Source organism: Aureibacter tunicatorum, assembly GCF_036492635.1.
Classification (GTDB): domain Bacteria; phylum Bacteroidota; class Bacteroidia; order Cytophagales; family Cyclobacteriaceae; genus Aureibacter; species Aureibacter tunicatorum.
The window spans coordinates 4782363-4795222 of record NZ_AP025305.1 but is presented as its reverse complement, the minus strand read 5'-3'; the positions used below and the strand labels follow the sequence as shown (position 1 = coordinate 4795222).

At 35.4% G+C, this 12860-nt stretch carries 10 protein-coding genes; 4 read left to right on the top strand and 6 right to left on the bottom strand.

The window, feature by feature from the left end:
• Positions 1–17: 17 nt before the first annotated feature.
• From AABK36_RS20000 to AABK36_RS19980, 5 genes are all read right to left on the bottom strand, one after another.
• Positions 18–1796: a MutS-related protein gene (locus AABK36_RS20000; RefSeq protein ID WP_309936948.1), complete on the bottom strand. Its 1779-nt coding sequence runs from the start codon at positions 1794–1796 to the stop codon at positions 18–20.
• A gap of 95 nt (positions 1797–1891) precedes the next feature.
• A complete protein-coding gene (locus AABK36_RS19995) occupies positions 1892–2614 on the bottom strand; it encodes a 1-(5-phosphoribosyl)-5-[(5-phosphoribosylamino)methylideneamino]imidazole-4-carboxamide isomerase (RefSeq protein WP_309936947.1) in 723 nt (240 codons plus the stop codon).
• Between the two features lie 274 nt (positions 2615–2888).
• Positions 2889–3587 (bottom strand): response regulator transcription factor, encoded by a 699-nt coding sequence (locus AABK36_RS19990; RefSeq protein ID WP_309936946.1) that lies wholly within the window; start codon positions 3585–3587, stop codon positions 2889–2891.
• Complete coding sequence (locus tag AABK36_RS19985; RefSeq protein WP_309936945.1) at positions 3580–5190, bottom strand: sensor histidine kinase; 1611 nt, start codon at positions 5188–5190, stop codon at positions 3580–3582. Before AABK36_RS19985 ends, AABK36_RS19990 begins: the two co-directional genes overlap by 8 nt.
• A 134-nt stretch (positions 5191–5324) precedes the next feature.
• Positions 5325–6404: a DUF4421 domain-containing protein gene (locus AABK36_RS19980; protein WP_309936944.1), complete on the bottom strand. Its 1080-nt coding sequence runs from the start codon at positions 6402–6404 to the stop codon at positions 5325–5327.
• 350 nt (positions 6405–6754) lie between these two features.
• On the opposite strand from AABK36_RS19980, the gene AABK36_RS19975 reads away from it, so the two are divergent.
• Both AABK36_RS19975 and lysA read left to right on the top strand, forming a co-directional pair.
• Positions 6755–7252 carry a hypothetical protein gene (locus AABK36_RS19975; protein WP_309936943.1) on the top strand — a complete coding sequence of 166 codons (498 nt, stop codon included), beginning with the start codon at positions 6755–6757 and terminating at the stop codon, positions 7250–7252.
• Between the two features lie 94 nt (positions 7253–7346).
• Complete coding sequence (gene lysA / locus AABK36_RS19970; RefSeq protein ID WP_309936942.1) at positions 7347–8582, top strand: diaminopimelate decarboxylase; 1236 nt, start codon at positions 7347–7349, stop codon at positions 8580–8582.
• Between the two features lie 44 nt (positions 8583–8626).
• Here lysA and AABK36_RS19965 read toward each other — a convergent pair whose 3' ends face one another.
• Positions 8627–9643 carry an endonuclease/exonuclease/phosphatase family protein gene (locus AABK36_RS19965; protein WP_309936941.1) on the bottom strand — a complete coding sequence of 339 codons (1017 nt, stop codon included), beginning with the start codon at positions 9641–9643 and terminating at the stop codon, positions 8627–8629.
• A gap of 120 nt (positions 9644–9763) precedes the next feature.
• Between AABK36_RS19965 and AABK36_RS19960 the strand changes: the two genes are divergently transcribed.
• The gene (locus AABK36_RS19960; RefSeq protein ID WP_309936940.1) at positions 9764–12490 is read left to right on the top strand and encodes a hypothetical protein; all 2727 of its coding nucleotides are present in this window, start codon (positions 9764–9766) and stop codon (positions 12488–12490) included.
• Positions 12491–12595: 105 nt separating this feature from the next.
• The gene (locus AABK36_RS19955; protein ID WP_309936939.1) at positions 12596–12838 is read left to right on the top strand and encodes a hypothetical protein; all 243 of its coding nucleotides are present in this window, start codon (positions 12596–12598) and stop codon (positions 12836–12838) included.
• Positions 12839–12860 lie beyond the last annotated feature (22 nt).

Sequence of the window (12860 nt, the reverse complement as noted above, 5' to 3'; positions counted from 1 at the left end):
ATTATTACGAAATTTTGTTAAATTTTGATCCCTATTTGTTTCATAAGTACACTTGCATTGAAACTTTCACAGACTCCTTTTTTAATTTTATAGTCAAAGTGGAGTTTGTCATTATCAATGTCGCTGCTAAAATGATAGTTGTCGATATAATGATTGTCTATGGCGAGTTCGCCCAAAGCTAAATCATGCGTAGAGATGAAACCGCTGGAATTACCTTCATGCAATTGCAAAATCAGTGCCTTGGCGCCTTTATGTCTATCGGCTGAATTTGTGCCTTTTAATATTTCATCCAACATGAATAGCGTAGGCATTTGATCATTTTTGATTTGATTTATTAGCGACTCAATACGTTTGAGCTCTGCATAAAATGAAGAGGTGTTTTCTTCCAAATTATCATTCGTTCTCATGCTTGTGAAGAGGTTCATGATAGAGACTTCAAAAGCTTTGGCGCAAACTGTGCCTCCTGCATAAGCCATGGCGATATTGATACCTATAGTTCGCAAGAAAGTGCTTTTTCCAGACATGTTAGACCCTGTAATCAAGGCGAGCTTGCCATCTCCATTTAATTGAAAATCATTGCTTACTCTTGATGATGAAGCTATTAATGGATGGCCTAATTGCGATGAAGAAATAAAATATCTGTTATCATTAATTTTTGGATAGCATTGATTTGGATTAGCGATAGCATTTTGAGCCAAGCTGTTTAAGCTTTCCATTTCTCCAATTTTTGACAACCAAGAATCGATGGATTGGGCATATCTTTCATTCCATTGATTAAGGTAAGACACATAGTGCAAGTCTAAGCCAAAGATAAAATTGAAAATAGGGAAAAAAGCATTCGCCCTATTATTAAGCAAGTAGACAATGTTTTTAAGCTGTTTTATTGCAATCGATGCTTTGATATTGTCTTTGGTGAAATGAGCTTTGATTTGATTTAAATATTCTTCATCGAAAGATTTTTTCTCAATTTCATCAAATAGTTTTTCATAGACTTCCAATTGCTTATGCTCTTCTTCTATGGTTTTGGAAAGATCTGCAAGTTGCATGGATTTCTTTTTCATGGTGAAAAAGAGAATGGAAACAGGAATCAAAACGAGGTAAAAGCTTAAGTCCAGAGAAAAACAAAGCAGGCTTGTTAAGAGAAAACTTATTGGCATAATATATGAAGCCAGTTTCTCCCATTTTGAAAGCTTGTCAATATTGGCAACTTTAATATTTTTTGATTTATTTTTTAGCTTTTCGCTTAATGAAAGCCCTATCGTTTCGAATTTTTGACACCAATCTTCTTGCTTGCAAAGTTCTTTGATTGCTCGTTGTCTTGAGGTGATTGTCTCTTTGCTGGGAATATTGTCAAGCCATTTTGCTAGAGTTTTTCTTCCGTGGATTGTAGTCGTATGGTTAATGAGCTGGAATAATGATGACTTGTCTCCGAAGATGTCCAGATCGCTTGAGTAGTTATGATTGGTATTTATAAACTCTGTTCCTCCATCCAAGTCGTTGAACTTATGTTCCAATCGAGATATTTCTCTTTGATTTAAATTTTCTAGATGATGGTAGAATGATTTTTTTGCTTTGGTTCTTTGATGAAACTTCAGAAGTAAAATGAATGTAGGCATAAATGCCGCTATTGAAATGTAAATTAATGCCAGCATTTTTGAGTTGGCGAAGAAGATAATGCCGCAAATGAAAAAGATGAATAAACAAACTCTAACGATAGCGATATTTCTTGACTTTTTTTCAAGCTCTGTTTTGCGCAGAGCTGCTTCGTTGGCTTTATGTTTAAATGAATCAATCATTTTCTGAATAGATAAAAAATGGAAAAATACAAAAGCCCGAGAAATAATTCTCGGGCTTAAAATAAACAGGTTATATATTCAATTTTGCAAACAAGTTATTTGCAAAAGCTTTGAATCTCTTTCAAGTTAAGCTTGCCTTCATGAAGCGCTTTTCCAATGATCACACCTTTCACTCCGATATCTTCAAGTTGTTGGATATCATCCATAGATCTTACACCTCCGCTAGCATATACTCTCAAATCAGGGAACAGCTCGACTATTTTTTGGTATAACTCGAAATTAGGACCTTCCAAAACGCCATCTCTAGCTATATCAGTGATTTTAGCGAATTTAAGACCTCTATCGTAAAAATAACGAATGTGTTCGATAATATTTACATTCGTGTTTTTTTGCCAGCCTCTGGTGTGGATCATTCCATCAATGCAGTCAGCTGCAAGCCATACTTTTTCTCTACCGTATGACATAAGCCAACCGCTGAACAACTTGTTTTTTTCAATGGCCGCTTCCCCGATTGTCACAGAGTTAGCTCCGCATTCAAAGGCTTTGCTTATGGCCCCGTCTGTATGAATACCTCCTGTAAAGTTAATATCCACAGGAACAAACGCTTTCAAAATTTCAATGATATTGTCATTTTGTGGTTCGTCATTGACAGCGCCATTAAGATCTACCAGGTGTATAGTTTTTACTCCGCAGTCCAAATAGCGTGTTGCTAAGTCTACAGGACTATCTTCGTATGTTTTAAAGTTATTATAATCACCTTTGGTTAGTCTTACTACTTTACCATTTAATATCGCTACTGAAGGAATAATCTCTATCATAGTTATTTAATTTAAAAATTGCGTAAATAAGCAATTATGCCACATTGGTTTGAAAAGCTTGAGACTATGTCTCAATTTGAAATAATATAGAAGAGCCTAAAAAATATAAAATGAAGTTACCTTTATAAGTAACGTTCATTACCAAGTAAAGTTATACAATTTTAAGGTAAAATACTTGACTCTGGCATAAAATATATTTTCGCTCAAACTATTCTTTTTTTATTAATGATGGAAAAAAAGTATCACCATGATTTCGATTATGCATTTAGCTAGCTTATTTGATTTCGATAAGCTTGAATCCTTGACCATGAATAGTCATGATTTTTACTTTTTCATCCTCTTTTAAGTATTTTCTCAACTTAGCGATATAAACATCCATACTTCTTGCATTGAAGTAGCTATCATCATGCCATATGGCTTTGAGAGCGATGCTTCTGTCAAGCGTGCTGTTGAGGTTTTGGCATAGCATTTTCAGAAGCTCGGATTCTTTGGAAGTGAGCTTTCTTTTTTCCCCAAGCACTGTCAATTCCTGAGTATCAGTGTTGAACTCAAAGTCTCCAATTTTGAATTCAGCAGTTTCCACGCTGGAAGATTCTTGCTTTTTCGACCTTTTGAGAAGCGCTGCGATTCTAAGCAATAGCTCTTCCATATTAAAGGGTTTGGTCAAGTAATCATCGGCTCCTAGCTTCAGGCCCTTGATTGTATCTTCTTTCATAGACTTGGCGGTTAGAAAGATGATTGGCACTTCAGTGTTTTGTTTTCGAATTTCTTGAGCTAAAGTAAAGCCGTCTTTTTTCGGAAGCATTACATCAAAGAGGCAGAGATCAAAGTCATTTTCGCTGAAAAATGCTTGAAAGCCAGCCTCTCCATCTGTTTTCAATGTGGTGTCGTAACCTTTTACCGTAAGGTATTCGTTGAGAATGTCACCTAAATTGGGATCATCTTCTACTATGAGCAATTTCGTTTTATTCATAAGGCAAAAATATTTCAAATGTTGTTCCTTTGTTTAATTGGCTGTTCAATTTTACAGTTCCATCATGTTTTTCAACGATGGATTTAACATAGGACAGCCCAAGTCCAAAACCTTTTACATTATGGACATTTCCCGTAGGAACTCGGTAAAACTTTTCGAATACTTGTTTTTGATCTTCTTTTTTCATGCCAATGCCGTGATCTTTCACCGAAATAAGTATTCCATTACTAACATTTTTTGAAGTAACTTCAATTATTGGAGGCGAGTCGAGACTGTATTTATTGGCGTTGTCTAAAAGATTGTCAAAAACATTTCTCATATGGGTTTCGTCGATTTTGATTGTCGCAGGGCTTGCGCTTAGGTTTTTGGAAATCTTGCCGCCTTTCTTTTCAATAAGCATCTCAAAATGCTTGATTGATTTATCAATGATTGCATTGATGTCTTTAGGCTCTTTTGCAAGCTCGAAATCTTTTTTATCCAAAGAGGCGATTTTAAGCACATTTTCCACTTGTTTGAGCATGCGCTTGTTTTCATTATCGATGATGTTAAGGTAGCGCTCGAGGATATTGGCATTATTCCTCATATCCTTGTCCGTAAGGGCTTCATAAGCTAACGATATGGTTGATATTGGTGTTTTTAGCTCATGAGTCATATTATTGATAAAGTCTGTTTTGATTTCCGAAAGTTTCTTTTGCCGCAATATGGTATGAATGGAATACCAATATGAGTAAAGAATAATGAGAATCAATATCAAGGAAAGAAAGAGATTAAAACTGATCGTTTGAAGAATATATCGGTCTTTCTCAGGAAAAATAACCGCTAATGTGCTTGGACTTCCATAAATATCGTTTTTGAATAGCCGAGCTTTGTACTCGCTGTTTTGCAATGCTTCCTCGTCGGCTGTATTGGATATGAAGAGTTCTTTGCTTTTATTGAAAATCACTCCATATTGATAAGGAACTTTGATGCCTTTGAATCTCATTTCTTCCCTTAGCAACGAATCTAAATATATGGAGTCTATTCTATTGTCAACTTTCCTTTCTTTTGAATAAAGTTCGTTCAGGACAATAGTGACCATTTGCTTTCTTTCATTGACCTTTGGGATCACTCTTCTTTCATTGAAATCGTACTTGAAGACTGAATCCACAAAGTTTTTATGTTGCTTGAACTGGATTCGAATATTTTGATTGAATTCCGGGTATTCATTTTTTTCATTTCGAATCTTGTAATTGAAGTTGAAGATATCCTTTTTCTCATTCAGCCTGACACTAATTTGGTTGTTGTCTTTGGATTGAAAGCTATCCAATGAAAGTATAGTTGGTGTTTGAGGCAGGAATTGATTGAAAAAAAGCAAAGTGTCTTGTTCAAAAACAGATGCATTTTGGTTTTCTCCGTCAGAAAAAAAGCTGTTTTTAGCAATATAAAGCACTTCTCTTTGTTCCAGTCGCTTAGATACATTGTTTAACGCTGAAAGAACATCCTTCCTGAAGCTTGTGTTGTTTTCGTCGATGAGCTGCGTGATCCAGTTGAATTGTATGCTTATGAGTCCTAGCAAAGAAAAGCTCATCAGGATGATAATGAAATATAGTTTGTTTTTACTCATGAAGATTTCGACTTAAGCATTTGGCTAAAAATAGGAGCTTTTCATCTAAAAGTTATCTGATTAACATCATTTAACATGATGTTTCACATGACGCTCAATAAAAATAATCGCTTTATTCTTTAATTTGTTGCATGTTATTGTTCTTTTTTACGGAAGAGATCCTTGACTGACTCCAAGGTGATTGGTTTATTCAAAGTAAATCGTCTTACAAGATTGACCCTGAAGTTTCCCGTGCTGAATCCCAGCCAAGCTTCTGGTATCCCTAGTTGGTTTTGGGACAATAGATTGACATAAGATACGCCTACATAATACTTTTCGCTATTGTATCCAAAGCCTCCTCTAAGTTGAGCTGTAAATGTGACATCTATGTCTTCTCGGCTTGCTTCTGTTTCCTGATGCAGCCTTACTCCTCCAAAACCAACACCAATCGTTGCGGAGATGGCGAAGAAAAGTTTTGATTTGATTACGAAGGTGTGAGCGTACCCTCCATTTACTCCCAGTCCAAATTGGTAAGATTGGTTGAAGTTCACGCTGTCTATGAAGTTTACATAGTTTATATTGCTTGGAACTATCGATGAATCTGCTTTGGTGACAACATTATAAACGTTTCCCCCTAGCAAAAATGATCCTGCGCTTTTCTTCTGCCACTCATTTTGCAGGAAGGCTGCTCTGTAAGAGTATTTTTTATGGTTGAAAACATAGTTATAAACCAATCCAAGGCTTGTCGTTTTGATATCAGGCCTTATGTAGTATTTATCTTTTGGAAAATTCTTGATTGCATGATCGCTATTTTCAAGATAATACCCTCTGTAAAATTGGCCAATGAAATCAATGACATGCTTTCTCATGTATAAATGAGACTGAAGATCAAGGTATTTTGTATTTCCATATTTGTCATGGTCCCGGTTATTGATAAATGGGAAGTTTAGTCCAATATTTAGACCTATGAATTTGTAATTCGCTCCAAACCCGAGATTGAGGTTGTCATTGGGTTTGTAATGTAGAGTTTCGTCAAGTGAATTGTCAACGACATATACATTTGTGAATTTAATAGAAGAGTAAAGCCTTGCGGTAATTCTGTCCGTGTAGTCTATTATATATGTGGTATCAACAGGCGATTCGTTGCTGAAAAGTTTTTGGCTATACGTATCTGTTGCTTGAAGGCAATAAATAGTTGTTAAAATTATAAGTATAAAAAAATTGAATGTTCTCATCTTGTATAGGGTCCGATTAAAGGAAAATGATACAAAAATAGAGCTTGGATTGACAAATACTTGAATCAAGAACAAAAAAAGGGAGATTGTCCAGATCTCCCTTTTACTTTACAAACAAATTTTGTCCATTATTATACCACACTAATGAGTAAGCGTTGTACGTTAATACAAATGTAGTGATAATTATTATTAGTATCTCAATGTTTTGTGGAAAAATTTTATAAAAAATTAAAAAAATAATGTTGATAGGAATAATGCTAATTAAGGGTTGATTTTTTTTCTGAAATAGAGGGGTTTGTTTAATAATGGTGTAAATTTTAAAGATATTTGTCAGTTCCAAATTAAAGCATATGGTAGTAATAGAGCAAAAAGAAATATTAGATATCCAAGCTTCATTCCAAAGCTCGGATTTGACAGCTGTTGAAGAGATGATGTCGAAGTTTTCAGAAGAACAACCTTTCGTACTGGGCTATGTGTTTGTAGTATCGGAAAACAAGGCAGAGGAGTTGAAGCAAATGGGAGTTTTCATAAATACTTTGATATGGAATGCTTTCAAAAGTAAAGTGGGCGAGTTTCCGCTGATTACCGAGGAGGATTTGCTGGAGTCGGCTATGGCTTGCGAAAAAGAGGCGAAGGAGTTGAATGAGAAAAGACAAGGTATGACGGAAGAGCAACTTAGAGCGCAAGCTGTGGAATTGCTAGAAAGCAGAAGACAAAAGCATTTGTATGATTTTGTTTATAGCTTTATCGAAAATGAGATGCGTCAAGATGATTATGAAGGAATGGGCACTCTTTCTTCGATGGGACAGATAGTTATAGAAGCATTTGATAAGAAGATAAATGGATAATTCGCATAAGCTTCTTATTTTTGAAGTTGCGTGGATTTATATATAGGCGATGCACTTGCCTAGATCAGAAGATTAACTTTTAATTTAATATAAGATGGAAATTATTGATGACGCTTATTGTGTGCAGGGATTGAAGCTCGTCGACGTGGCTGAGCGATTTGGCACACCTGTGTATGTGTATGATGCTGACAAAATCACCGAGCAAGTAGAAAAACTCAAACAGGCTTTTGGTGGATTGAAGTTGAAACTTAAATACGCTACAAAAGCTTTGAGCAATATTTCTATTCTGAAATTGATCAAAAAGAATGGATGCGGCTTGGATGTGGTTTCTATTCAAGAAGCTCATTTAGGCATTAAGGCTGGGTTTAAGCCTAATGAAATCCTTTTCACGCCGAATTCAGTGAGCTATCAAGAAATCAAGCAGGCGGTTGACTTGGGCTTGGTGATCAATATTGACAATATATCGATATTGGAGCAGTTTGGCCATGACTATGGCTCCAAAGTACCATGTTGCATAAGGTTGAATCCTCACATCATGGCTGGCGGGAATACCAAGATTTCTACGGGACATATTGATTCGAAATTTGGCATTTCTGTGTATCAGGAAAGACATATTCAACGTGTTGTTGATACCTATGGAATCAATGTGACTGGTATTCATGTGCATACAGGCTCTGATATATTGGATGCGGAAGTGTTTTTAAGAGGAGCTGAAATAATATTCAAGGTTGCTAAAGGATTCAAGAATTTGAAGTTTTTGGATTTTGGAAGTGGTTTTAAAGTAGCTTACAAGGAAGGCGATGTAACAACTGACCTTACAGATGTTGGCAAGAAACTGGGCGATGCATTTTTGAGCTTCTGTAAAGAATATGGCAGAGAGCTTGAAATTTGGTTCGAGCCAGGCAAATTTATTGTCAGCGAAAGCGGTTATTTCTTGGTAAAGGCAAATGTGATCAAGACTACTCCTGCAACGGTATTTGTAGGTGTTGATTCAGGAATGAATCATTTGCTAAGGCCAATGATGTATGATGCTTACCATGACATTGTGAATCTTTCGAATCCTAATGGAGTAAAGAGAGTGTACACCGTAGTTGGTTATATTTGTGAAACTGATACATTTGGTTGGGATCGCAAATTGGACGAAGTGAAAGAAGGCGATATATTGGCTATCAAAAATGCCGGAGCTTATGGCTTCAGTATGGCTTCGAATTACAATTCAAGATTAAGGCCAGCGGAAGTGTTGATTTACAAAGGAGAAGCTCACTTGATTAGAAAAAGAGAAACAATGGAAGATCTTGTAAGAAATCAAGTTGAAATCTCTTTGGATTAGGATAGTTAAATGAGATATATGCAAGCGACAGATTATTCTGTCGCTTATTTTTTGATATATAAATCAATATAAATAGGTAAATGATCGCTATATCCTTTTTCATATTTGAATCCATAAAATGTTCTTTTCGCTCTTTTTCTGTCTTTCGTTAACATCCAAGGCTCTTTTATTATATACGCTCTATCTTTGAAAACCTGCAATGCGTTTGCTGAGTCCAACATTTCTTTATTGACAATGAAATGATCAAGAATGGATTTTTCAAAATAATAATCTCCATTGCCGGCATGCGTCCATTCTTCTTTTTTGTAAGGCACAGCCATTAGATTGACGAGTTCAGAGTCATTGGGCTGTTTAAATCCCAATGAGGCTTTTAAGGTTTTTTCAATGCTTTCGTTCTCGGGGTTGTCATTCAAGTCTCCCATGATGATGATATTCTGGCAATACCCGATTGAGTCGCATGCTTTTTTTAATCTTTGAGCCGCTTTTTTTCTGTATTTGACTGTATTGGCTTCGCCTCCATATCTTGACGGCCAGTGGTTGACAAAAAGATGCAATGTATCTTTCCTCCCTAAGATTCCTTTGACATAAAGAATATCCCTTGAGGTTTTACTGGGCTCTTCGAAATCAATTCGCAGTGGCCAAGTGAATAGTGGAGTGAAGCTTTTTTTTCTATAAACCAAAGCCACATCGATTCCTCTGAAATCTTTTGATTCGAAATGTATGATTTCATATTCGGCTTTGATAAGAGGTGTTTTGCAGAAAAGATCCGTTAACACTTCTTTGTTTTCTATTTCTGCCAAGCCAATGATGTCAGGCGGTGAAAATTCTTGTGAACTATTGGCGATGACTTTGTAAATATTGCCCCTTTTAGTGACGTATTTATAGCTATTCCATTTTCTAATTCCATCAGGACTGAAGGTTTTGTCTCCTGAATGAATGCTTAGCGTGTCAAACATATTTTCGACATTATAAAACATTATTCGATAACTATCTTCTTGGCCAATAGCACAGTGAATAGAAAATAACTTGACAATTGTTAATAAGATTATCATTCTAGCCATAACTAGAATTTTTTCTATAAAAAACTATGCCTTTATTCTAAAACATGACAAATGTTTTATTATGGCAGAAAAAAATAATATTATCTTTGTGTTTATATTGATCAAAAAAAGATTTTTTCAGTGAGACAGAAAAAGTATATCATAGGGGCAATCGCGGGAATTGCCTGTTTAGCAACTGTCGTATTATTATATAGGTTTTTAAGTCCCCAAAAACCAGGAATAAATGATTTGGTGCCCAATAATACCATGGCTATATATCAACCTGAGAATATAGTCAAGGAATTGGGAGACTTTTATGAAAAGCCATTAGGCTCTCGATTGTCCGCTTTTGGAGGCAATAAAAAGATGAAGGAATGGCTTGTCATGCTGGATAGTATGGTTAGCGATTCATATTTTTTGAACAGCCTGATAAAAGGAAAATTATGGATGGGGCTGACTCAAACATCAAGCAAAGAGTTTGATTTTACATATTATTTGAATGTACCGCAAGTTGACCAGCCTAAGCTGGCAAAGCATTTTTATGAACTTGCTCAGCGTAAATATGGAAAGGTTGACACTGGGCATTATGAATTCAATAAGACCAGAATAAATGAAATTACGTTGGGTAAAGACAAGTTTACCTATTTGATGCATGATGATTTTTTAGTTGGAAGCTTTGCGTCTTTTTTGATTGAGGATGTGGTAAGAAAGATCAATGATTCGCCAACAACAAATGCCTTTAATCTGGAGCCCAATGACCGACTTGCTTCTATAGACAATGGCCAGAGCTTTGGCATTTTAGCGGTCAGACTGAATAAGCTGGATGAGTTGATAGGTAGCTTTTTTATAGAGTCCGATGATCTTTTGAGCAAGTATGAGTTAGCATCGCTAGCAAAGATGAATTTGATGTTGGGGGATTATAGGTTGATGGCTTTTGGCGAAGTAGAGCAAAGTAAAATTGACGATGGGCTTTTAAGTTTATTTGAAAAACAAAGCCCTACAGTTCCTCGATCGTATTCATATATCCCTATTTCGTCAAAAAAAGTCATCAGGTATGGAATTTCCGATTTCGAAGCTTGGGTAGAAGCGTTGCAGGATCATAATTTATATAGTACTTCGCATAGTGAAATGAAAATGACGCTAGAGATGGATTCTGTATTAGACATCTCTTCGAGCGTTGATGGCGAGCTAATGTTGTGTCATCTGGAGTCGATCAAAGCCGAAGTTCCTGAATACGCAGTGATTGTTCCATTGAAGAAAGAGTCCACTTTGAATTTGGAAACTCTTTCAATGAAGAAAAGCGAGGACAGTACTTCGTTGGTGACATATTTTGATGATTTGGCTGTTTATCAATTGTCATTTGATAATTTTCCTTCTGTTTTCTTGGGTGAATTATCTCCTCAGTTCGACCAGACATTTAGTTTTGTTTATGACAATAGGCTTTTTCTATTTAATAATTTGAAAAGCGTTTCAAGATATCTGGATGAACTAAAAGGTGAAAATGTTTGGACTCAATCCGTTAAGCATAATCAGTTTCTTAAGGAACAGTATAAAAGCAGCTCATTGAGGGTGTTGGCTGAAATAAAAAATAGCTGGCAAAGCAATATAAACTCTTTGAATAAAGACTGGAAGGATGTGATTCAAAAGAATGAGAAGTCGTTAAGAGAGCTTCAATTTGCTAGCTTGGATATCAGCAAAACTAATAATGGCGCATTTGATCTTCAGACATTGCTATTGCTTGATAATGGAATTTTTAAACAAGATAAGCCTGCTAATAGAAAAACAAGCTATAAAAGATTCGGTAAAAAATTAGTAGGAGGCCCTTTTGCTTTCAAACACCCTAAAGATGGAAAGGAGCTAGCAGTTGTCCAGACTGAGGAGGGTGCTGTGCATTTAATGGATGGAAATAAAAAAGTATGGAGTAAAAATGTTTCCAGCACCATACTTAATGACAATATTGAGTTGATTGATTATTTTAATCAAGGAAGTGCTCAGTTGGCATTTGTCGCTGGCAATTCATTTCACATTTTGGATTTGAATGGAAAAGATCTTAAAGGTTTTCCTTTAAAGTTTCAACACGTGTCGACTATTTCTGATTTTTCAGTGATTGATTATGATGGTTTGAAAAACTATCGATTTTCATTTATAGATCAAAACAATGATATCTGGCTTTATGATAAGAAAGGCAAGCTTTTAGCGCCTTGGAATCCGAAGCATATGTCCTCTCCTATCGTTGAGTCCATGAGGCATGTTAGAGTTGGGGATAAGGATTGTTTTTTAGTATTGGAGAAAACAGGCTTGCTGCATCTTTACAATCGAAGAGGTTGGGAATATAAAGGTTTTCCTATAAAAACAGGCTTGGAGATTGACAGCAAATTATTTTTTGATAGAGGAAATACATTTAATACGAGTCAAATTATAGTGCTTGGAAAAAGAGGACATCTGAAAAAGTACGATATGAAAGGCGAGTTGAAGGATGAAATATTTTTGTATAAAAAGTCGAAAAAAACGGAATTTTCTTTAATACCAGAACAAAAATTTCGTACATATATAATAGTTAGCAAGGATGGAAATGAAGTTTCTGTGCTCGATGCTGATGGCAAAATGATGTTTGAAGCACCTCAGATGAGCTCCAGCGATGTCTCAACTCAATATTTTAGGTTCTCGGAGCATCAGCAAATCATCATGATAAATGATAAAAAACAATCTTTTTCATACATGTATGATTTTAAAGGTAATTTAATTGATTTTCTTCCGTTGTCTAGTGTAGGAAATGTAGGTTTGTTTTTTCATAGGAAAAATAACACGTTTTCCACTTGTTATAATTTTAATGATAAATTTAATATTAGTAATTTTGATAATTTATAATCATAAAATTTGTTAGAATTCTTAAATTTGTTTAAACTTGTAAAGGTTTTAGATTTCAATAATAATATATAAGTTATTTTAATTTTTATTCAGTGACCTGATGTAATGAATATTAGTGATTCCGTAGAAAAAATAAAGAAAATAGACGCCTATATTAAGAAGGTGGGCTCTGTATCTTCGGAGCAGCTTGCCGGCTACATGTCTGATTCAGTTTATGACGTGGAAGGCTATCTTAATATCATGATCTATCTGGGAGCTCCTATCGATTATGATGAGCAATCCAAGGAATACTCGTATTCTAGTTTCAAGGATTTGGAAGAGACTATGAGTGCCATATTGCATTGTTGATGAACCCTTAAATTCCGTTTTA